Origin of the sequence: Streptomyces sp. AC550_RSS872 (assembly GCF_019049285.1) — a bacterium.
In the GTDB taxonomy this organism is placed as follows: domain Bacteria; phylum Actinomycetota; class Actinomycetes; order Streptomycetales; family Streptomycetaceae; genus Streptomyces.
This window is the reverse complement of record NZ_JAGMUL010000014.1, coordinates 275,081-295,292: the sequence shown is the minus strand read 5'-3', so window position 1 is coordinate 295,292 and position 20,212 is coordinate 275,081. Positions and strand designations below refer to the sequence as shown.

Genomic DNA, 20,212 nt, shown 5'->3' with positions numbered 1-20,212 from the left:
CGCTCAGCCCATGCTCTTCGCGCCGTCCAGGGCCTCGCGGATGATGTCGGCGTGGCCGGAGTGCTGGGCCGTCTCGGCGACGATGTGCATCAGCACCCTGCGGGCCGACATCCGAGCCCCGGGCTCGTTCCACGGGGCCTTGGGCAGCGGATGGGTGACGTTCAGGTCGGGCAGGGTGGTGACCAACTCGTCGGTCTCGCGGGCCACTTCCTCGTACGCCGCCAGTACGCCGGCCAGCGTCTCGCCGGGCAGCATCCGGAACTCGTCGGCTCGCGCGGCCCAGTCTGCTTCCGTCAGCGCGGTGAAGTCGGGCATCGCCGACGGGCCGTGCTGGATGAACTCGACCCAGTGCCGTTCCACCGACGTGACGTGCTTGATCAGGCCGCCGAGACACAGCTCACTGACGGTGGTCCGCTGCCCTGCCTGCTCGTCGGTGAGGTCCCGCGTGGTGAAGCGCAGGAAGTGGCGCTGCTTGGCGAGTGCCTCCAGCAGGTCGCTGCGCTCGTCGGAGACGATGGTGGCGGTGGCGTTGTTGTGCGTGGTCTCAGTCATGACGGCCACGCTAGGAGGCAACTAGGTCAGATCCTGACCGCTTCGACGAAGGCCGCCCAAGCCGATGCTCGGAAGATGAGCTTCGGGCCGTGGGGGTTCTTGGAGTCGCGGACGGGGACGAGGGCGGGGAAATCCGGGGTGACTTCGAGGCAGTTGCCGCCACCGCCGCCGCTGTAGCTGGACTTGGTCCAGGTGGCCGTGCTCAGGTCGTGCTCAGAGATGTTCCTCATGGTCGTAATCCTGCGCCATCGCCTCAATGAGGGCCAGGGACTTCTGCGGCGAGAGCGCGGAGGCCGCGAGGAGTTCGAACGTCAGCTTCAGCTGGGCGACGATGGCCGGGTCGTCTTCCAGCCGTCCGACGCGGACACCCTCGAAGTAGACCAACGGTGGGGCGTCATCGAAGTCCATCAGCTTCAGCGATCCCTCCATCGCCATATGCGCTCCCGCACTGAACGGCAGAACCTGCACGATGACCCGGCTACGGCGGGCCAGACCGGCTACATGGCGCAGGGCCTGCGCCATCACCGCCCGCCCGCCGGTCTCCCGACGCAGCGCGGCCTCGTCAAGGACCACCCACAACAAAGGGGTTGTTGGGTTGTGGAGTAGACGGGTCCGAGCCATCCGGCCCTCCACCCACTCGTCGATCGTCTCCTCGGGTGCCGTCGGGGCGTACGCGCGGTTCACGGCCCGTGCATACTCGGGTGTCTGGACCAGCCCGGGGATGAGGAGCGGTGCGTACTCCCTGATCTCCGTGGCTGTCGCCTCCGCCTCCGCCGCCTCCGCGAAGTGCTCCGGATACCGGGACTTGTTGGCCGCCTCGCAGTTCCGCTCGAAGAACCCGTTCGTGCCCAGCACCTCATCCACCAGCGGCGCCATATCCGGCCGCAAGCGCCGCGTCCCGGCCTCCAGTTGCCCCACGAACGTGCCGCTGACGAACAGCTTCAGGCCCAGCGACTCCTGGCTGAGGCCCTTTCTTTCGCGGGCGTGACGTAATTCCGCGCCCAGCAGCGCGCGGGGCGATGACGATGGGTCGAGGTCCTTGGGTCCCGGCATGGCAGCTCCAGGTCGAACATCGGAGATGTTGGTGTCTCCCGTATGGCCAGGCTAGAGCGGTGCCCGCCACGCTGTGTTGTGAATCGCAAACTCTGTGTGGACATGGGAGGCAAGTGTGCCGTCGACCGAAGAAGTGGTGGCGTCTTTGCGGGAGGCCCTCGTGGGCGCCGGTGTCGTGTTGCCGTCGCTGTGCGTGGACCCGGTGACCGGCGCCAGTGACGAGCCGTTCCCGCTCGTCGACCTCGGGCGCTGCAACGTCCGTGTCGCCGAGAAGCTGGCCTCCGTGGTGCGCGGGGAGCGGCCGGCCGTCGGCAGTCATGCCGTGGATGCGCGGGACGGGCGTATCGGCGAGGTCAGGGGGCACGTGGGCGGCAAGGTGCAGTTGCGGCCCGTCGGGGGCGGGCGGGAGTGGGACTGTCCGCCGGACGCGGTGGAGGTGGCGCCGCGCGGGGAGGTGTTGCGGGAGCAGGTCCGGGGCGTCAACCGGGAGGGGAGGATGCGTTGTTGAGCCGAGACGCCTGGTGGGAGCCGGGTGGAGCCGGGTGGGAAGGGCGTGTTGAGGCCAGACCTTCCCACCCGGTTCTCGTCAAGGGGCCGTGGTTCAGCCGAGCTTGGTCGCCTGGGCGTCGATGACGGCCGTCGGCTGCTCGAACGCCTCACCCCGGGTGACCGCCGCGATGTTGAAGGACGAGAAGCCCGCGAGCGTGCTGCCCTGACGGAGGACGACGACCTTGGTCTCGCCCGCGCTGCCGTCCTGCTTCGTGCCCACCGTCCAGGCGACGGCGTCCTCGCCGGCCGCGACCTTCTCCTCGGTGACCTTCGTGACCTGCTGCTTCTCACCGGCGACCGTCATGGTGAAGCCCCCGGCGCACTTCTTGCCGGCCTCCCGCAGCGTGGTGAGGGTCTGCTCGGCGCCGTCGGCGTCGTAGGACCAGAGGGAGGTCATCGTCTTGGTGATGTCGAGCGAGTCGAGCGTCGCCTGCTCGGCCTCCTTCTCCGTCATCTCGGCGAGTTCCTCCATGGAGGGCATGCCCTTCTTGGACGCCGCGGACTCCTGGACCACGAGGCGCTGGACGGTCGCCGCCGGCTTGCCCGCCGGAAGGGCCGACAGCACCTGTCCGACGGCATCGCACTCGGCCTTGTCGACGGACACGGAACCGGGCGCGAAGACGTCCGCCTTCCCCGGCTTCGTGATCTGGTGGCCCTCGACATCGCCCTTGGCGACCACGAGCTTCTCCAGCTCGGCGGCGGTGAGCGTCTTCGCCGCGGGCTTCTCGGACTTGGTGCCGCCCTTCGCTGCCTCCTTGTCCTCACCACCCTGCTCGCCGCCACCGCAGGCGGTGACCAGAAGTGCGAGGGAGACCGCGGAGGCGGCCAGGACGGTACGACGCATGGCGGTGGCTGACATTGGTGCTTCTCCCGTGCTCAACGCCCTGCGCCCGGTTGCGGCGCAGGGTTCACGCACACAAGACCAACGTGACCGGGGCAGGGTTGTGCGAGCTACGGGGCTTCTGTGGCGGCGACGCGGCTCAGGCGGTCGTACTGCTCCTGGGTGAGGCGTACGGCGTTCGCCCCGACGTTCTCCTCCAGGTGCGCGATGCTCGTCGTGCCCGGGATCGGGACGATCACCGGAGAGTGGGCGAGCAGCCAGGCCAGGACGACCTGGGTCGGGGTCGCGTCGGCCTCCTTCGCCACCGCGGCGATCTCGGCCCGTGCCCCCGACTGTCCCGCCGCCACCGGCCGCCACGGAAGGAACGCGACCCCCGCCGCCTCGCAGGCCCTGAGTACGGGCTCGTGCTCGCGGTCGAGAAGGCTGTAGCGGTTCTGGACGCTCGCGATCTCGACGACGGCCTGCGCCTCGGCGAGCTCGGCGGCCGTCACCTCGGACAGACCGATCCGGCCCACCTTGCCCTCGTCGCGCAGGTCGCGGAGGGCGCCGACCTGGTCGGGGATCGGGACGGCGGGGTCGAGGCGGTGGAGCTGGAGCAGCTCGACGCGGTCGAGGCGGAGACGGCGCAGGGCCTCGTCGACCTGGACGCGGAGATCAGCGGGGTCGCCCGCGTGCCGCCAGCCCTCGCCCGCTGTGGTGTGGCGGATACCGACCTTCGTGGCGATCACGAGGTCGTCGGGGTATGGGTGCAGGGCCTCGGCGAGGAGTTCCTCGTTCGCTCCCCAGCCGTACAGGTGGGCCGTGTCGATCAGAGTGACGCCGAGTTCGACGGCTCGCCGGGCGACCGCGAGGTGGGCGGCGTGGGCCTTCTCGTCGGGGTCGGGCCGCAGCCGCATGGCCCCGAAGCCGAGCCGTCGTACTTCCAGGTCGCCGCCGATGCGGAAGGTCGTCGGTGCCGTCATGTGGTCACGCTAACAGGGGAGTTGGCCGGACAGGGCGCGGTCAGGTGGCCGACGCCAGCGCGGCCCGCAGGTGGCCGCCCGACTCCTCCAGGAGACCGGTGGCCGTGGCGCCGTCCACGTCCGCCAGCAGGACCAGGATCGCGGTCTTCACCTCACCGCCCGCCTCGGTCAGGGCCCGCTCGATGTCCGTTTCCTCCGCGCCCGTGGCGAGCGCGACGATACGGCGGGAGCGGGCCCGCAGCTTGTCGTTGGAGGCGCGGACGTCGACCATCAGGTTCCCGTAGGTCTTGCCGAGCCGGATCATCGTGATCGTCGACAGCATGTTGAGGACCAGCTTCTGCGCGGTGCCGGCCTTCAGCCGGGTCGAGCCGGTCAGCAGCTCCGGACCGACGACGATCTCGATGCCGTGGTCGGCGGCCGTCGCGAGGGCACTGCCCGGATTGCAGGCCAGGCCGATCGTCAACGCGCCCTGCGCACGGGCATGTTCGACGGCTCCGATCGCGTACGGCGTCCGCCCGGAGGCCGAGATGCCGACCACCGTGTCGAGGGAACCGATCGCGAGCGCGTCGAGATCGGCGCGGGCCAGCTCCTTGGAGTCCTCGGCCCCTTCGACCGAGGTGACCATGGCCTCCGGGCCGCCCGCGATGAGCCCGATGACCTGGGAGGGGGCGGTGTTGAAGGTGGGCGGACACTCGGACGCGTCGAGCACGCCGAGGCGACCGGCGGTGCCGGCACCGGCGTAGACGAGTCGCCCGCCCTGTCCCATCCGGTCGGCGGTGGCATCGATGGCGGCGGCGATCTCGGGGAGGCACGGGGCTACGGCCCCGGGCACGGCCGCGTCCTCGCCGTTCATGAGCCGGGCGATGTCGAGGGTGGGGAGTCGGTCGATCTCGGCGAGCTCGGGGCGGAAGGCTTCGGTGGTGAGGGAGTCCAACTCGGAGCGGAGGTCACGGGGGTCGGAGGTGGAGGTCATGAGGGGGCGGCTCTTTCCAATTCCGGTCTGCTGTCTGCCCCAAGGGGCGCGGGACTGTGTTGAATTTGCGGCTACCGCCGCGTGGGCGCGACCGGCGCGACCGGCGCGACCAGCCACGTCCGGCCCGCGGACAACCCACAACCGTTGGGCCTACGGTCTATCGACGGTGACGATGCGCAAGGGCTTCATACGACGCCGCCAGCGCAGGCGCCGCAGTGTCATACGTCCGCTGAGCCACCCCCACGAACAAACAGTCCACGACAAGCAACTGACTCGTACGGGACGACATGGCCGCGGGCCGCAGTTCACTCTCCCGAGCCGTCGACGTCGTAAGAATGTGATCGGCGTACTGAGTGACCGCCCCGTCCGGTCGCCCGGTGATGGCAACCGTCGTGGCCCCATGCTCGAAGGCCACCCGCAACGGCTCGATGACGTCACCGGTCGACCCGGAGTGGGTGATGGCGATGGCCACGTCACCCGCCCGCAACTGCACCGCGTTCGTCACGGCGAGATGCGGATCGCTGTGCGCGTGGGCTATGAGCCCTATCCGCAGCAGCTTCTGCGTGAGGTCCTGCGCGACCAGCCCGCTCGCGCCGACGCCGTACACGTCGATACGGCGCGCCGCGGCGGCGGCCGACACGGCCGCTCCGAGCTGGGCCGTGTCGAGGCCGGCGGCCGTGTCGGCGAGGGTCTGCTGTTCGTCGTAGGCGAGCTTGGCGACGACGTCGGCGATCGGGTCGTCCACGGCGATGTCGGTCGTGATGGCGGGCGCGCGGCCCGACTGCTGCTGGGCGGCGAGGCCGGCGAGGGCGAGGCGCAGGTCGCGGTAGCCGGGGTAGCCGAGGAGGCGGGCGGTGCGGACGACGGTGGCCTCGCTGGTGCCGGTGAGTTCGGCGAGGCCGGTGACCGTGAGGGCCGCGCAGCCCGCCGGGTCCTGCGCGACCGCTTCGGCGACGCGCTGCATGGAGCGGGTCATCGACGGGGCGAGCGTGCGCACCTTGGCGGCGAGGGCGGCGGGTGCGGGGGCCGCGCCCACCCGTCCGGCGAAAGTTTCCTTCACGTCACGGGTCACCCTTGAAAGGTATTTTCACCACCGAGTCGTGGTCAAGAGTGCGCACAATAGGTTGCATGGAACCCATCAGTCCGCTCAGTCCCCTGGAGCAGTCGCTGCACACGGCCCGAGCCCTCGTGCTCGCCGACCTGGTCGCGGGCGAGGTCGCCGAGGCGGACGTCGTGTCGCTGGTCGAGGAGGCGGTCGTACAGCGGCGCTGGTGGGTGGAGCAGTGGCCGGACGGCGTGGAGTACGTGGCCGGGCTGGTCGCACAGGACGTACAGGACTCGCTGCTGGACCGGTACGGGCGCTGGCCGTTGTGCCCGGTGTGCGGCTCCGGCGATCCGCATGCGCTGGAGGTCGAGCCGGAGCTCGGCCCCGACCCGCACTGGGTGTGCCATCAGGCGGGTGTGAAGGTCGCGGCGGTGGGAGAGCTGGGGTCGGCGGGGCCGGGCGGGACGCCGTCCTCGTCGGGGAGCGCGTGACCGTGGCGATCTACATAGACCCCCCGACCTGGCCGGGGCACGGCCGGATGTGGTCCCACCTCGTGAGCGACGTGTCGTACGACGAACTGCACGCGTTCGCCGACCAGTTGGGCGTGCCACGGCGCGCCTTCGAGCGGGATCACTACGACATCCCGTCCCATCGCTACGCCGACGTGGTGCGGGCCGGGGCGGTGGAGGTCAGCAGTCGTGAGGTGGTGCGGTTGCTGCTGGGGGCGGGGTTGCGGAGGCCGAAGGGGCGGGCGCACGGTTGACGCCCGCGTCCCCTCGGTTCCGACGGCCCGGCGCCCCTCGGCTCGGGTGAACAGGCCCTGGACAGGGCCTAGGCGAACTGTCCCGGCTGGTAGCTGCCCGCGGGCTGCTGGATCATGACGTTCAGCCGGTTGTAGGTGTTGATCATCGCGATCAGGATCACCAGGGCGGCGAGCTGTTCCTCGTCGTAGTGCTTGGCGGCGTTCTCCCAGATCTCGTCCGGGACCCCGCCGGCCCCGTCCGCGATGCGGGTGCCCTGCTCGGTGAGTTCCAGGGCGGCGCGCTCGGCCTCGGTGAAGCAGGTGGCCTCCCGCCAGGCCGCGACCAGGTTGAGGCGCAGCCAGTCCTCGCCGGCGGCCACCGCGTCCTTGCTGTGCATGTCGGTGCAGAAGCCGCAGCCGTTGATCTGGCTGGCGCGGAGCGTCACAAGGTGCTGAGTGCTGACCGGCAGCGGCGAGTCGTGCACGGCCTTGCCGGCCGCGGCGAAGTGCTTGGTGACCTTGCCGGCGATCGGGTTCTCGAAGAGGTTCAGACGGGCGTTCATGGCCAACTCCCTTGCCGTTGTCGTCGCGTACACAGATATGACGGAACGGCTCGGCGGGATGTGACATGGGTGGATGTGACCTGGGTCACCTCTGAGGGGTGCAGCCGCCTTCAGCTTCGCGTGCCTCTGCGGATGAAGAGCTGCGCCCCGTCCATGTCCTGTTCTTCCTGTGCCGCCCGTACGTAACCTGCGCGGGTGGCGACGCCCTGCGACGGGAGGTTGCCGGGCTCGACGGTGGCGCAGAGGAGGCGGACGTCGTCCCTGGCCATGGCCCACTCCGACAGTGCGGTCAGGGCCTCGCTCGCGTAGCCGCGGCCGCGGGCACCCTCGACCAGGTCGTAGCCGACCTCCGCCCGGCCCTCCTCGTCGGGGACGCCGTGGAAGCCCATGCCGCCGACCGCGAGGCCGTCCTCCTGTCGTACGAGGACGAACAGGCCGAACTCGGGCCGGTGTACGCCCGCCTCGCGGGCCTTCAGCACCATGCCGGCCGCCTCCCGCGTCCCCTCGTAGGGGCCGCCCACGATCCAGGTGAACCCGCCGTCGCCGCCCGCGCTCAGATCGGCGGCGGATGCGGGGGTGACGCCCTGGAGGGTGAGGCGCTCGGCGGGGATGACGAGGTTGTTGTTCCAGCGCCATTCGGTGACCGGCGCCCGGCCGGGCAGGTCGCCGCGGCCGGTGGCCCAGAGCAGGGTGCGCCAGTGGTCGGGGCCGGGCCGGACGTGCGGGAAGATCCGGGTGAGGACGAACTCGGGGAGTGCGGCGGGGGGTTCGTAGGCGACGCCGAGCCCCTCGGCCATGTCGTGGGTGTGGAGGATGACCTCGGCGACGCCCATCGCGGCGAAGCCCTCGCGGTTCGCGCTGCGGAAGGGGTACGGGTGGAAGGCCCGTACCTCGGGGGGTGTGGTGCGGATGGTGGCGGTGAGGATGGCGCCGGTGGTCTCGATGACGTGGATCAGATCCGCGTTGTCGGTGTCGTCGTCCAGGGCGAGGTCGAAGGGGACGTACTTCTCCTGCGCACGTCCGGCCAGGTTGGCGGCGTAGGCGATGAGGTCGTCGGCGACATGGTGCGCGGTGCCGCGGCAGTCCCAGTCCGTCCGCCCGGCCTTGACGGCCGTCCAGTCCCGGTCCGCCACCGTTCGCAACAGTGCCGCGGAGCTTTCGACGGCCTGCTGTACCCGTTCCCCGCTTATGTCTCGCATGCCGTGCAGGCTACGGCGGCGGGCTGGTCAGAGCGACAGCATTTCCAGCTCGGAGGAGAGGTTGTAGCGGGCCGTGGCCTCCCACTTCTCCTTTCCGTACGGCGTGCTGAACAGGCCTGGCAGGTCGAGGAGTTGACGCAGGATCGCGGCCCTTCCCTCGCGGAAGGCGTCGTTCGGCACGAAGTGGTACTCCTCGCGGACGGCGGCCGTGTACGCGGCGTACGCGGAGGGCGGCGCGGCGAGGATCGCGAGGTCGGCGTCGCAGAGGACCTGCCCGTCGCGGTCGTCGGGGGCGGGGGCGTGGGTGGTGGTCAGGCGGACCAGGCGGGCCACCTCGGCGGTGCGGTCCGCGGGGACGCCGGCTTCGGGGAGGGCGCGTTCGGCGAGGCGGGCGGAGCGTTCTTCGTTCTCTGAGCGGTCGGGGAGGTAGACGGCGTCGTGGAACCAGGCGGCGAGGCGTACGACGTCCGGGTTGTCGGCGTGGTCGGCCAACTCGTCGATGTGGTCCAGGACGGTGGTGAGGTGGGTGAGCGTGTGGTAGCGGCGGTGTGGTTCCTGCCAGCGGGTGAGGAGGTTGTCGGCGTACGGGGTCGGGTCGGGGGTGATGGCGGGGGAGCGGGCGGCGTTGAGGGCTTGGGTGAAGCGGGGGCGGAGGGTGTCGGGGGCAGTGGGGTCGGTCATGGGGTCATTGTCCGGGGTGTGGGGCGGTAGGGGTGGGGTGGTGAGGGGGCGTGGCGGGGTGCGGGTCGGTTGTGGCTGGTCGCGCCCGCGGGGTGGAGCCGCATATCGGCACAGTCCCGTGCTCCTGAGGGGGGTGCGGGCGACGTCTGCTGTGCGGAGTGCCCATGGCCCGTCGCCAGGGCCGGAACCTGACAAATGTCAACTCTTCCTGTGAACAAGGTCGTTCCGAGGGTGGACGGATGGCCGATGTGGGGCGCAGAGGATGGAGGCATCTGTCATGTACATCTGATGAGACGGGATCCGCCCATGCGCAACACTCACCCGAGCACCCGCCCCGACCGCCGGAGAGCGCGTCTGGCCGCCGCGGCATCGGCGGGCATTTTGTCCCTCGTGGTCGGTGCGTTTCCGGCCGGGGCAACCGCTTCGCCACCGGCCTCCGTCTCCACCACCACATCCGCCACCACATCCGCCGCCTCTACCACGTTCAGCCTCGATCGGAAGGCGTTGCGCGCCTCGCTCGAGGCGTTCCACAAGGCGGGGATGTACGGGGCCTATTCATCGGTCAGGGACGGCTCCGAGCGGTGGCGGGGGGCGGTCGGCGTCGCCGACATCGACACCGGACGGCCGATGCGCCCCGACTACGAGCACCGAATCGGCAGCATCACCAAGACCTTCACCTCGGTGGCCGTCCTCCAGCAGGTGGCCAAGGGCCGGATCGACCTGGACGCCCCGATCGGCGACTACCTTCCGGAGCTGGTGCCGGGCGAGCAGGGCCGGAAGGTGACGGTGCGGATGCTGCTCAACCACACGAGCGGCATCGCGGACTACATACTGCCCGCCTTCCCCAAGCTGGTGGACGACCCGGAACAGGCCCTGGACGAGGGGCAGTTCCGCAAGCCGGCCCCCGAGGAGCTGGTCCGCCTCGGCCTGGCGGCCGAGCCGTCGGCGCCGCGCGGCAAGCACGCGTACGCGAACACCAACTACATCATCGCCGGGCTGCTGTTGAAAAAGGTCACGGGCCAGGACCCGGAGTCGTACATCACCAAGAACGTCATCCGCAAGGCTGGACTGCGGCACACGTACTTCCCGCGCTCCGCCCGCATCCCAGGACCGCACGCCAAGATGTACGAGTCGTTCTACGGCGCCATAGAACCGGCGCGGGACTACAGCGTCTACGACATGTCCTGGGCCGGGACAGCCGGTGCGATGGTCTCCACGACGAACGACCTCAACGACTTCTACCGCCGGCTCCTGGGCGGGAAGCTGCTCGGCGCGGCGGAGCTGCGGGAGATGGAGACGACGGTTCCCGCGTACGAGCCTGAGGCGGGACAGGAGGTCGCGATGCGGTACGGCCTTGGCCTGTTCACCCTCAAGATGCCCAGCGGCGGCTGGTACTGGGGCCACAGCGGTGGCGTGTTCGGGGCTGGGACCTGGGCGCTTTCCACGGAGGACGGGCGCCGCCAGGCCGCGATCGGCTACAACCTGATGAAGTACGAGCGGTTCGGCGATGACGGTAAGCCGCTGCCGGACCCGATCGGTGACGCACTGTTCGGATACATGGACGAAGCGCTGAGCGGTGCCCCGGCCGAGCGGGCCCCCGGCGTCTCGCGGTTGCCCGGTGCGTCGCAGTTGCCCCAGCGTCTGCTCGCCCCGCGTGGTCTTCCTGCCAGTGGTGGTGAATTCGGGTACGGCCGACGCCCGCATGCCTGACGAGATACCGAGCTCCTACGGAATGGGCCGCGGGGGTGGACGGTCGGCGATCAACCCTCAGTCGCTCGGCACGCCGCCATCGGGGGACCAGGGGTTCGGCGACGGGCTGGGGCTCGTGCCGGCCGTAGTGGGCGGCCTGCCCGACGCCGAGGTTGACGACCATGGCCTCTCGGGCGCTCAGCCCGCACAGGCGCACCGCCGCCAGAGGGCAGGCGCCCCGGTGTTCCCGCAGTACGTGAATCCGCTGCATGGCCGCGCCGACCGGATCGTCGGTGGGGCCGGGCTGTGCCCTAGGACACGCCGTCGAGCGGTCGCAGGAAGCGGCGCTCGTACCGCTTGATGCAGCGGGTGTCACGGGCCAGCTCGAACGCGTCCTGGCACTCGCGGTCGGACCTGATGTCCGTGCGGTACTGCTCGTACGCGGCCAGACTGGGAAACGAGAAGAGCGCGTACGCGATGTCGCTGTCGCCCTCACTCGGCAGGAAGTAGCCGTGGTGCGTCCCGCCGAAACGGTTGACGAGCCGGACCCAGCGGCGGCCGTACTCCTCGAAGTCCTCGAGCTTGTCGGCGTCGATCTCGTACTTCAGATGAACAGTGATCATGTCTTCATGATGCCGGGCTCGCTTGGCTGACCCGGGAGCGGCGGCTTCGCGGCCGCCGGCGCGGTGCATCGGGGACGCGGGGACGCGCGTACGGCTGTATGCGGGGCGGCCGGTCGAGGGGCCCCGTATGAGCTGGTGGGATGGAGGCGGGGGGGACTGAACATCTTCGGGTGACGGGGGCTCGGGGGCCTGGCTCAGAAAAGCAGGCGTGTCAGCGCCAGGCCTCCGAAGAGCCACGCCAGGGAGGCCAAGGACAGCCATGTCCGCGACGTGCGTCGGCCCCACAGCGCCAGAGCCGCGAAGCCGACGAACGGAACAAGTGCGATGAGGTACCCGCCCCCGAGGCCGTCGTTGAACGCGGCAACGAGAACGAGGAGCGTCATACCGCCCCCGAGAAGGACCGCGCCGAAGGCGGTCCGCTGCTGAAAACTGTCGCTCATGGGATCAGGAGCATCCCCTTCCCGCCGGTGCTGCCGCAAACGCAGGCGTACCCTGGATTGGACTAGACCTGTAGTCGCCGTTCAGCAGTCGCCGTCGAATGCCGAGAAATGGGGTTCCATGAGCAAGCGTGCAGTCCTGGAGGTGATCGCCCTCGGGGTCGAGGACGCCGTCGCCGCCCAGGCCGGGGGTGCGGACCGGCTCGAACTGGTCGCCGACATGGCGGCCGACGGGCTCACGCCGCCGGTGGAGACCTTCGCCGGGATCCGTGCCGCCGTCGACATCGACCTGCGCGTGATGCTGAGGCCGGCGGAGGGGTTCGCGGCCGGGGACGTGGAGCCGGTGGTGCGGGCGGCGCGGGCGATGCGGGATGCGGGGGCCGAGGAGTTCGTGCTCGGGTTTCTCGATGCCGACGGTGCGGTGGATCTCGGGGCCGTGGAGCGGGTGGTGGGTGCGCTGGACGGGTGCCGGTGGACCTTCCATCGCGCGATCGACCGCGCTGCTGACCGGGACGCGCTGCGCAAGCAGCTGGATGGGATGCCGGGGCTGGACACGTACCTCACTGCCGGGTCGGGGGCCGGTGTGGACGACGGGCTCGCCACCCTGCTTGCGGAGGCGGCGAGGGGTGGGGAGCCGGGGTACGAGCAGCGGATTCTGGTGGGGGGCGGGTTGCGGCTCGATCATGTGCCGACGTTGGTGAGGGCCGGGATCGACGCCTTCCACATCGGCGGGGCGGCGCGGCCCGGTGGGTGGGAGGGGCCGGTGTCCGTTGCCGCCGTGGCGGAGTGGCGGGCCGTACTGGACGGGGCGCCCGCAGCCACGCGGCCAGCCGCAACGCCCTAGGGGGCGCGCCGTGCCGATACGCGACTCCGCCGCGTGGGCGCGGCCAGACCGCCAGTCCCCTCGGCACGCAGTAGACGTCGCCTGCAACGCCCTGAGGGGTGCGGGGCTGTGTCGATGTGCGGCTCGGTCGCGTGGGCGTGGCCAGACCGCCAGTCCCCTCGGCACGCAGTAGACGTCGCCTGCAACGCCCTGAGGGGTGCGGGGCTGTGTCGATGTGCGGCTCCGCTGCGTGGGCGTGGCCAGACCGCCAGTCCCCTCGGCACGCAGTAGACGTCGCCTGCAACGCCCCAAAGGGGCGCGGGGAACTGCGCGACCAGCCACAACCAGCCCGCAGCCGGCCACGAGACCTCACCCCCCCAACGAGACCTCCCGCCTCCACCCCACCCCCGTCACCCCAACTGCCTCGGCACCCCCGCCGCATGCACCACGATCAACCCCGACACCGCACGCGTCAGCGCGACGTACAACCGTCGCAACCCCGTCCGTTCGTCCGGTTCGCCGTCCACCACCGCCTGGGGCTCGTCCAGGACGACGTAGTCGTACTCCAGACCCTTGGCGAGGGACGCGGGGACCAGCGTCAGACGGGTCGCGCGGGTCGTCTCCTCGCCGGGGGCGAGGTGGGCGATCCCCGCCGAGGCCAGCGCCTCCGCCAGCACCGCAACCCTGGCGTCCGCGGCGATCAGCCCCACCGACCCCTCGTTACGCAGCAACTCCTCGCAGGCGGCGACCACTTCACCGGTCGGTGAGGAAGAGACAGCCGGGCGGACCTCGAAGAAGCCGGGGTTCTCACGGATCGACGCAACCGGCGTCAGGCCGGGCGCGATGGAAGGGAGGAGGCGGGAGGCGTAGGTGATGACGTCGGTCGGGACGCGGAAGCCGGCCGTCAGTTCCTCGATGACACCGTCCGGCTTGCCGAGGTGGGCCAGCGCCTCGTCCCAACTGCGCGTCGCCCAGGGAGTCGTGCCCTGCGCCAGGTCACCGAGAACCGTCGCCGAACCGGTCGTACAGCGCCGGCCCACCGCCCGGTACTGCATGGGGGAGAGGTCCTGTGCCTCGTCCAGGACCACATGGCCCAGAGACGGCGTGCGCGCGACGATGTCGTTCGTCTCGTCGATCAGCACCGCGTCCGCCGCCGACCACTTGGCCGACTTCACACTCCGCGCCGGCTTCACCCAGAGAATCGTCTTCTGCTCGTCCTCGCTGAGCAGCCCCTCCGCGTGGACGGCGAGGAAGTCCGGGTCCGCGAGCAGCCGCAGCACGAGTTTCGCCGGGTCGACGGGCGGCCAGATCGCCTTCACCGTGGCCTTCACCGCACTGTTGCGGGCCACCGCGTCCTGCACCCGGTCGTCCGGCGCCTCACCCGACCGCTCCATCTGGACCAGCACGGCATGCGCGATCCGCTGCGGAAGCGCCTCGCGGGCGGCGCCGTAACGGATGTCGCGGGCGAGCAACTCCCGTACGGTCTCCTCGAGTTCGTACGCCGGGACGCGCCAGCGGCGGGATCCGCGGACGACGACGACCGGCTCCGTCGGCATGGTCACGTGCGAGTACACCGCCCGCCGCAGCACCTCCGCCATCCTCGCGTCGCCCTTGACGACCGCGGCCGCCGCGTCGTCGGTGCCGCGCACCTCGACGTGGGCGACGAGGTCGTCGACCGTGGCCTGGTGGACCGTCAACTCGCCCAGCGCCGGAAGGACCTGCTCGATGTAGTGCAGGAAGGACTTGTTCGGCCCGATGACGAGCGTGCCGGTGCGGGCGAGCCGCTCGCGGTGGGCGTACAGCAGGTAGGCGACCCGGTGGAGGCCGACCGCCGTCTTCCCGGTGCCCGGGCCGCCCTGCACGCACACCGTCCCGCCGAGCCCGGACCGTACGATCTCGTCCTGCTCGGGCTGGATCGTCGCCACGATGTCGCGCATCGGGCCGACGCGCGGGCGCTCGATCTCCTGCTGGAGCAGCTTGCTGGTCCGGTCCGCCTCCGCGGGGTCGGAGAGATGCTCGTCCTCGTACGCCGTGAGGTCGCCGCCCGTGTAGCCGAAACGGCGGCGCAGCGCGATGTCCATCGGGTCCTTCTTGGACGCCCGGTAGAACGGCTGGGACACCGGCGCACGCCAGTCGATGACCATCGGGTCGCCCTCGGCGTCGTGCACATGCCGACGCCCGATGTAGAAGCGCTCGCCCTCGGCGCCTTCCGCCTCCTCCGCGCCGGGAGCGTGCAGATAGTCGAGCCGGCCGAAGAACAGCGGGGTGTCGCTGAGGTCGGCCAGCGCCTTGATGCGCTCGTCGATCTGGCGGGCGAGGACTTCGGCGTTGACCCAGTTCGCGGTGACGTCGCTGATGTCCAGGGACTCGACGTCCGCACGCATGGCGCGCAGGGCGGCGCGGGACTCGGCGAGGTGGGAGCGCTCTCGGGCGAGCGGGTCGAGGGCGTCGTCGACGGGCGTGGACAAGGGGGTGCCTCCGGAGGACCTGCCAGTAGGTGAGTGAGAGAGCCGAGCGGTTTCCGTCCGGACGGCGGCACTCCGTGAACGGAGGCGGGCAAGAGCGGAGATTTTAGGTGAGGGCGAATGCTGTATGCCAATGAGTTTCGGCTCCCCCCGTCCGTCCCCTAGGGGGCGCGGCCCCCATCCCTGGGGGTATGCGGTCCGTCCGGAGATGTACGCGGGCAGTAGGCGGCTTCGGTCCGTGGGCCGATGCCCGCTTTATGTCCGCGAACGCATCATGGAGACATGAGCGCAGCAACCATCCACCCAGCCCCTGTGGGTCCCCGCGGAGCGACGGCGCTCCAGGGGAACCACCGTCATCGCCTCGGTGAAGCCCTGCGTGCCGTCAAGGTGTTCGCAGGTGCGGCCTTCGACGTGATCGTCCTCGGTGAGTACGGCGAGGAGGCGGGCGTCCGCCGCAAGTGACGCCTAGGGTCACCGCGTGACCCGCCGATCACACTCCGCAACTCCCCATGTCCCGCTGGTCCTTTCCGGTCTCTCCCTGACGGCCTTCGCAGCCCTCTGCGTCCAGCAGCACCTCCCGATGGCCGACGCGCTGGTCTACCGGGCGGAAGGCGAAGCCGTCCTGCGCGGTGGCGACGACCTCTACGGCTTCACCGTCACCGAGTGGCGGCTCCCCGCCACCTATCCGCCCTTCGCGGCGCTCCTCTTCGTCCCGGCGGGGCTGCTCCCCGTGACGGCCCTCAAGGCCACCTTCCTGGCGGGCAACGCGCTCCTGCTCGCCGTGCTGGTCCGCCTCTCGGCCCGCCTCGCCCGGCTGACCCCGCGCCTCCCGGCCCTCTGCGCCGCCACCGCCCTCGCCCTCTGGCTGGAACCGGTCTTCCAGACCCTCCTGTTCGGCCAGGTCAACCTCGCCCTGGCCTGCCTGCTCCTGTGGGACCTCAACAGACCGTCGGGCGCCCGCTGGAAGGGTGCCGCGGTCGGCGTCGCTGCCGGGATCAAGCTGACGCCGGTGATCTTCATCGCGTATCTCGTGCTGCGCGGGCGGCACCGGGAGGCGGGTGCGGCGACGGCGGCCTTCGCGGGGACGGTCGGGCTCGGCGCCCTCGCGCTGCCTTCCGCGAGCCTCGACTTCTGGACGCGCCGCCTCTACGAGACGGAACGCGTGGGCAAGGCGTGGATCGTGGACAACCAGTCTCTGCATGGGACGGTCGCCCGGGTCCTGGGCGAGCCGGTACCGGGCGTGGCATGGCTGCTTCCGGCCGTCCTGACCGCGATCACCGGTCTGTGGCTGGCGGCGCGGGCCGCAGAGGAGCGTCACGCCGTCCTCCTGACGGCGTTCACCGCGCTGCTCGTTTCGCCGATCAGCTGGTCGCATCACTGGGTGTGGTGCGTCCCGCTGATCGCCGTACTCGTCGGGGAGGGCCGTACCCGACTCGCGTACGCGGTGGCCGCGCTCTTCACGGCCCGCACGATGTGGCTGCTGCCGCACGAGGGGGATCTGGATCTCCACCTGCCGTGGTGGCAGCAGCCGTTGGCCTCGCCGTACCCGCTGCTGGCCTTCGCCCTCCTGGCCGCCTACCCTTCCGCGAGGATCTCGTCCGCGTCCACGATCCGGTACGCGTACCCCTGCTCCGCCAGGAAGCGCTGGCGGTGGGCGGCGAAGTCCTGGTCGAGCGTGTCGCGGGCGACGACCGAGTAGAAGTGGGCCTGGTGGCCGTCGGCCTTGGGGCGCAGGACGCGGCCGAGGCGCTGGGCCTCCTCCTGGCGGGAGCCGAAGGTGCCCGAGACCTGGATGGCGACCGTGGCCTCCGGCAGGTCGATGGAGAAGTTGGCGACCTTGGACACGACGAGGACGCTGATCTCGCCCTCCCGGAACGCGTCGAAGAGCTTCTCGCGCTGGGCGTTGGACGTCTCGCCCTTGATCACGGGGGCGTTCAGATGCTCGCCCAGTTCGTCGAGCTGGTCGATGTACTGGCCGATGACCAGGATCTGCTGGCCTGCGAAACGCCGGACGATCGCCTCCGTCACCTTGCGCTTGGTGTCGGTCGTCGCGCAGTAGCGGTACTTCTCCTCCTGCTCGGCGGTGGCGTACGCGAGCCGCTCGGAGTCGGTGAGGTTGACGCGGACCTCGACACAGTCGGCGGGCGCGATGTACCCCTGCGCCTCGATCTCCTTCCACGGCGCGTCGAAACGCTTGGGGCCGATGAGGGAGAAGACGTCGGACTCGCGCCCGTCCTCGCGGACGAGGGTCGCGGTCAGCCCGAGCCGGCGGCGGGCCTGGAGGTCGGCGGTGAACTTGAAGACCGGTGCGGGCAGCAGGTGCACCTCGTCGTAGAGGATCAGACCCCAGTCGCGGGAGTCGAAGAGTTCGAGGTGCGGGTACACGCCCTTCCGCCTGGTGGTGAGCACCTGGTACGTGGCGATGGTGACGGGCCGGATCTCCTTCCGCGTCCCGCTGTACTCACCGATCTCGTCCTCCGTCAGCGACGTCCGCTTCACCAGCTCGTGCTTCCACTGCCGGGCCGAGACGGTGTTCGTGACGAGGATGAGCGTGGTCGACTTCGCCTGGGCCATCGACCCGGCGCCGACAAGGGTCTTCCCGGCCCCGCACGGCAGCACCACGACGCCGCTCCCGCCGTGCCAGAAGTTCTCCACCGCCTGCCTCTGGTACGGCCGCAGCGCCCAGCCGTCCTCGTGCAGCTCGATCGGGTGCGCCTCGCCGTCGACGTACCCGGCGAGGTCCTCGGCGGGCCAGCCCAGCTTCAGCAGCGTCTGTTTGATCTGGCCGCGCTCGGAGGGGTGCACGGCCACGGTGTCCGGGTCGATGCGGGTGCCGACGAGCGGCGCGATCCGCTTCGACCGCAGCACCTCCTCCAGGACCGGGCGGTCGGTGGTGGTGAGGACGAGGCCGTGCGTGGGGTGCTTGGAGAGGGTCAGACGGCCGTAGCGGTCCATCGTGTCGGCGATGTCGACCAGCAGGGCGTGCGGGACCGGGTACCGGCTGTACGTCACCAGCGCGTCCACGACCTGCTCGGCGTCGTGCCCGGCCGCGCGCGCGTTCCACAGGCCGAGCGGGGTCACCCGGTAGGTGTGGATGTGCTCCGGCGCACGCTCCAGTTCCGCGAACGCCGCAATCGCCCGACGGCACGCGTCCGCCTGCTCGTGATCGACTTCCAGGAGCAGGGTCTTGTCCGACTGGACGATCAGTGGTCCGTTCACGTACGTGCGTCCTTCCGCTCGGCCACTCGACCAAACGTCCAGTGTGCCTGATCGATTCCTGATCGAATCCGGAGTCGTACAGGATGTCTTTTCATTCCTGTGAGTGGCGTGGTTTCACCTGGACGGCGCAGGCTGCGAAGAATGCGACCGTGCAGGCCATCTCTCGTGATCCGTCCCCGACCACCACCACACCCCTCGGGTACGCCCTGTTCGCCACCCGCTGGCTACAGGCCCCGCTCTACTTCGGCCTGGTCGCCGCGCAGGGGGTGTACGTCTACAAGTTCTTCCACGAGCTGTGGACATTAGTGCTCCGCTGCGTGACGGGGCAGGCGACCGAGACGTACGTCATGCTCGCCGTGCTGAAGCTGGTGGACGTCGTGATGATCGCCAACCTGCTGATCATGGTGATCGTCGGCGGCTACGAGACGTTCGTCTCCCGCATCGGCCTCCAAGGCCACCGCGACCAGCCGGAGTGGCTCTCGCACGTCAACTCCAACGTGCTGAAGGTCAAGCTCGCCACCGCCATCGTGGGGATCTCCTCCGTCCATCTGCTCCAGATGTTCGTGGACGTCCACCACACCTCGCGGCACGCGCTGCTGTGGGGCACGGTGATCCACATGGCGTTCATCGCGTCGGCGGCGATCCTGGCGTACATGTCGGGGCCGATGGCCGCGCAGAGCGAGCGGGGACATCAGCAGCCGCAGCACGGTGCCGCCTCCGCTCCGGCCGCCGCCCAGGAGCCCGCCGCGCAGGTCTTCGTCCCGGCCCAGGCCGCCGCTCCCCGGTACGACGACGCGTCCAGCACCGAGGAACGGCTGCGCGCCGCCGGGTTCCCCGCCCGCAAGCTGCTGGAGGAGTTCGACTCCGAGCACCCGCACTCCTTCGACCGCGAGGCCGTGGCCCGGCTCGGCAAGCTGGACTTCGTCGCCGCCCACCGCAACGTCGTCCTCGTCGGCCCGCCCGGCACCGGCAAGACACATCTGGCCGTCGGCCTCGGCGTGCGGGCCTGCCAGGCCGGGCACTCGGTGCTCTTCGCGACCGCCGAGGAGTGGGCGGCCCGGCTGGCCGGCGCACGGGACGCCGGACGCCTCGCCGAGGAGCTCTCCGCGCTCGACGACCACCCCGTGCTGATCGTCGACGAGGTCGGCTACACCCCCTTCGACGCGGGCACCGCCGGCCTCTTCTTCCAGCTGATCGCCCACCGCTACGAGCGGTCCTCCCTCATCGTCACCACCGACCGCCCCCTCGGCCGCTGGGACGAGATCTTCGGTGGTCCCTCGGCTCTGGCGATGGTGGACCGGCTGGCCCACCATGCCGAGCTGGTACGGATCGACGGGGAGAGCTATCGGATGCGGCGTGTTGGGGCCGCGTGGGCGGATTGAAGGGGGCGGTGGGCGGATTGAAGGGGGCGGTGCGGTTTCGTGGCGGGCTGAGGGCCGGTGGGGGCTGATCGCGCCCACGCGGCGGAGCCGCATATCGATACAGCCCCGCGCCCCTAGGGGGTCGCAGCCGGCCGCGTAGTTACTTCAGTGTGGGCAGACTGACGTTGTTGACCAACGGGCCCTCGACCGTGAGGCCCTCGGTGATCAGGGACTCCGGGCCGGCCGCGGGGAGCGGCAGGGGGAGGGTTGAGGGGTTCGCGGTGGCCTCGGGGGCGAGGGCGGTGGCCAGTGCGGCTGCTGCGAGGACGGCGGTGACGGCGGCGGAGCGGGCGCGGGCGGGGCGCTTGGAACGCATGGCAGGGCCTTTCAGGTGCGGAGAGGGGCGCCGGGCCGGCCCAGGGATGCCGGACCGGC

General features: G+C 70.6%; 22 protein-coding genes and 2 pseudogenes. 8 read left to right on the top strand and 16 right to left on the bottom strand.

The window, feature by feature from the left end; genetic code table 11:
* Positions 1–3 precede the first annotated feature (3 nt).
* The 3 genes from KUM44_RS06300 to KUM44_RS06290 are packed head-to-tail and all read right to left on the bottom strand — an operon-like array spanning position 4 to position 1,605.
* Positions 4–552, bottom strand: coding sequence for a DinB family protein (locus tag KUM44_RS06300; protein WP_217206736.1), 549 nt, complete (start codon positions 550–552; stop codon positions 4–6).
* Between the two features lie 26 nt (positions 553–578).
* Positions 579–782 (bottom strand): DUF397 domain-containing protein, encoded by a 204-nt coding sequence (locus KUM44_RS06295; protein WP_217206735.1) that lies wholly within the window; start codon positions 780–782, stop codon positions 579–581.
* On the bottom strand, positions 766–1,605 hold the full coding sequence (locus KUM44_RS06290) for a helix-turn-helix transcriptional regulator (RefSeq protein WP_217206734.1): 840 nt from the start codon (positions 1,603–1,605) through the stop codon (positions 766–768). The genes KUM44_RS06295 and KUM44_RS06290 overlap by 17 nt, the downstream gene beginning before the upstream one ends.
* A gap of 115 nt (positions 1,606–1,720) precedes the next feature.
* Here KUM44_RS06290 and KUM44_RS06285 point away from each other — a divergent pair, with 115 nt between their 5' ends.
* Positions 1,721–2,113 carry a hypothetical protein gene (locus tag KUM44_RS06285; RefSeq protein WP_217206733.1) on the top strand — a complete coding sequence of 131 codons (393 nt, stop codon included), beginning with the start codon at positions 1,721–1,723 and terminating at the stop codon, positions 2,111–2,113.
* A gap of 93 nt (positions 2,114–2,206) precedes the next feature.
* On the opposite strand, the gene KUM44_RS06280 is transcribed toward KUM44_RS06285, so the two are convergent.
* The 4 genes from KUM44_RS06280 to KUM44_RS06265 form a co-directional block, all read right to left on the bottom strand.
* Positions 2,207–3,013: a hypothetical protein gene (locus tag KUM44_RS06280; protein WP_217206732.1), complete on the bottom strand. Its 807-nt coding sequence runs from the start codon at positions 3,011–3,013 to the stop codon at positions 2,207–2,209.
* A gap of 92 nt (positions 3,014–3,105) precedes the next feature.
* Positions 3,106–3,957, bottom strand: coding sequence for an aldo/keto reductase (locus KUM44_RS06275; RefSeq protein ID WP_217206731.1), 852 nt, complete (start codon positions 3,955–3,957; stop codon positions 3,106–3,108).
* A gap of 40 nt (positions 3,958–3,997) precedes the next feature.
* The gene (gene murQ / locus KUM44_RS06270) at positions 3,998–4,930 is read right to left on the bottom strand and encodes an N-acetylmuramic acid 6-phosphate etherase (protein ID WP_217206730.1); all 933 of its coding nucleotides are present in this window, start codon (positions 4,928–4,930) and stop codon (positions 3,998–4,000) included.
* 157 nt (positions 4,931–5,087) lie between these two features.
* Entirely contained in the window at positions 5,088–6,002 is a 915-nt protein-coding gene (locus KUM44_RS06265; RefSeq protein ID WP_217206729.1) for a MurR/RpiR family transcriptional regulator, read from the bottom strand.
* A 65-nt stretch (positions 6,003–6,067) separates the two neighbouring features.
* Here KUM44_RS06265 and KUM44_RS06260 point away from each other — a divergent pair, with 65 nt between their 5' ends.
* Together KUM44_RS06260 and KUM44_RS06255 are read left to right on the top strand one after the other, a co-directional pair.
* On the top strand, positions 6,068–6,466 hold the full coding sequence (locus tag KUM44_RS06260; protein ID WP_217206772.1) for a hypothetical protein: 399 nt from the start codon (positions 6,068–6,070) through the stop codon (positions 6,464–6,466).
* 2 nt (positions 6,467–6,468) lie between these two features.
* Entirely contained in the window at positions 6,469–6,738 is a 270-nt protein-coding gene (locus tag KUM44_RS06255) for a DUF4031 domain-containing protein (protein WP_217206728.1), read from the top strand.
* A gap of 68 nt (positions 6,739–6,806) precedes the next feature.
* Here the strand turns inward: KUM44_RS06255 and KUM44_RS06250 are convergent, their stop codons facing one another.
* The 3 genes from KUM44_RS06250 to KUM44_RS06240 all read right to left on the bottom strand — a co-directional run bounded on the left by KUM44_RS06250 (position 6,807) and on the right by KUM44_RS06240 (position 9,160).
* Positions 6,807–7,280 carry a carboxymuconolactone decarboxylase family protein gene (locus tag KUM44_RS06250; protein WP_217206727.1) on the bottom strand — a complete coding sequence of 158 codons (474 nt, stop codon included), beginning with the start codon at positions 7,278–7,280 and terminating at the stop codon, positions 6,807–6,809.
* 110 nt (positions 7,281–7,390) lie between these two features.
* Entirely contained in the window at positions 7,391–8,479 is a 1,089-nt protein-coding gene (locus KUM44_RS06245) for a GNAT family N-acetyltransferase (protein ID WP_217206726.1), read from the bottom strand.
* A 27-nt stretch (positions 8,480–8,506) separates the two neighbouring features.
* Complete coding sequence (locus KUM44_RS06240; protein WP_217206725.1) at positions 8,507–9,160, bottom strand: HD domain-containing protein; 654 nt, start codon at positions 9,158–9,160, stop codon at positions 8,507–8,509.
* Positions 9,161–9,466: 306 nt separating this feature from the next.
* Here KUM44_RS06240 and KUM44_RS06235 point away from each other — a divergent pair, with 306 nt between their 5' ends.
* Complete coding sequence (locus KUM44_RS06235; RefSeq protein WP_217206724.1) at positions 9,467–10,870, top strand: serine hydrolase; 1,404 nt, start codon at positions 9,467–9,469, stop codon at positions 10,868–10,870.
* A gap of 151 nt (positions 10,871–11,021) precedes the next feature.
* On the opposite strand, the pseudogene KUM44_RS47510 reads toward KUM44_RS06235, so the two are convergent.
* The 3 genes and pseudogenes from KUM44_RS47510 to KUM44_RS06225 all read right to left on the bottom strand — a co-directional run.
* Positions 11,022–11,225: pseudogene (locus tag KUM44_RS47510) on the bottom strand (hypothetical protein); the annotation flags it as partial.
* Positions 11,161–11,472 carry an NIPSNAP family protein gene (locus KUM44_RS06230; protein WP_217206723.1) on the bottom strand — a complete coding sequence of 104 codons (312 nt, stop codon included), beginning with the start codon at positions 11,470–11,472 and terminating at the stop codon, positions 11,161–11,163. The pseudogene KUM44_RS47510 and the gene KUM44_RS06230, both read right to left, overlap by 65 nt.
* A 194-nt stretch (positions 11,473–11,666) precedes the next feature.
* Positions 11,667–11,912 (bottom strand): hypothetical protein, encoded by a 246-nt coding sequence (locus tag KUM44_RS06225; RefSeq protein ID WP_217206722.1) that lies wholly within the window; start codon positions 11,910–11,912, stop codon positions 11,667–11,669.
* 118 nt (positions 11,913–12,030) lie between these two features.
* Between KUM44_RS06225 and KUM44_RS06220 the strand changes: the two genes are divergently transcribed.
* Positions 12,031–12,753, top strand: coding sequence for a copper homeostasis protein CutC (locus tag KUM44_RS06220; protein WP_217206721.1), 723 nt, complete (start codon positions 12,031–12,033; stop codon positions 12,751–12,753).
* A gap of 389 nt (positions 12,754–13,142) precedes the next feature.
* Here KUM44_RS06220 and KUM44_RS06215 read toward each other — a convergent pair whose 3' ends face one another.
* Positions 13,143–15,200: a UvrD-helicase domain-containing protein gene (locus KUM44_RS06215; RefSeq protein ID WP_217206720.1), complete on the bottom strand. Its 2,058-nt coding sequence runs from the start codon at positions 15,198–15,200 to the stop codon at positions 13,143–13,145.
* Between the two features lie 279 nt (positions 15,201–15,479).
* Between KUM44_RS06215 and KUM44_RS06210 the strand changes: the two genes are divergently transcribed.
* Entirely contained in the window at positions 15,480–15,659 is a 180-nt protein-coding gene (locus tag KUM44_RS06210) for a hypothetical protein (protein ID WP_217206719.1), read from the top strand.
* 118 nt (positions 15,660–15,777) lie between these two features.
* Positions 15,778–16,497, top strand: a pseudogene (locus tag KUM44_RS06205) (glycosyltransferase 87 family protein); the annotation flags it as partial.
* Positions 16,498–16,772: 275 nt separating this feature from the next.
* Here KUM44_RS06205 and KUM44_RS06200 read toward each other — a convergent pair.
* Positions 16,773–18,416 carry a DNA repair helicase XPB gene (locus KUM44_RS06200; protein ID WP_217206718.1) on the bottom strand — a complete coding sequence of 548 codons (1,644 nt, stop codon included), beginning with the start codon at positions 18,414–18,416 and terminating at the stop codon, positions 16,773–16,775.
* Between the two features lie 149 nt (positions 18,417–18,565).
* Here KUM44_RS06200 and istB point away from each other — a divergent pair, with 149 nt between their 5' ends.
* Entirely contained in the window at positions 18,566–19,798 is a 1,233-nt protein-coding gene (gene istB / locus KUM44_RS06195; protein WP_217206717.1) for an IS21-like element helper ATPase IstB, read from the top strand.
* Positions 19,799–19,937: 139 nt separating this feature from the next.
* Here istB and KUM44_RS06190 read toward each other — a convergent pair whose 3' ends face one another.
* Positions 19,938–20,153 carry a hypothetical protein gene (locus KUM44_RS06190; RefSeq protein ID WP_217206716.1) on the bottom strand — a complete coding sequence of 72 codons (216 nt, stop codon included), beginning with the start codon at positions 20,151–20,153 and terminating at the stop codon, positions 19,938–19,940.
* Positions 20,154–20,212 lie beyond the last annotated feature (59 nt).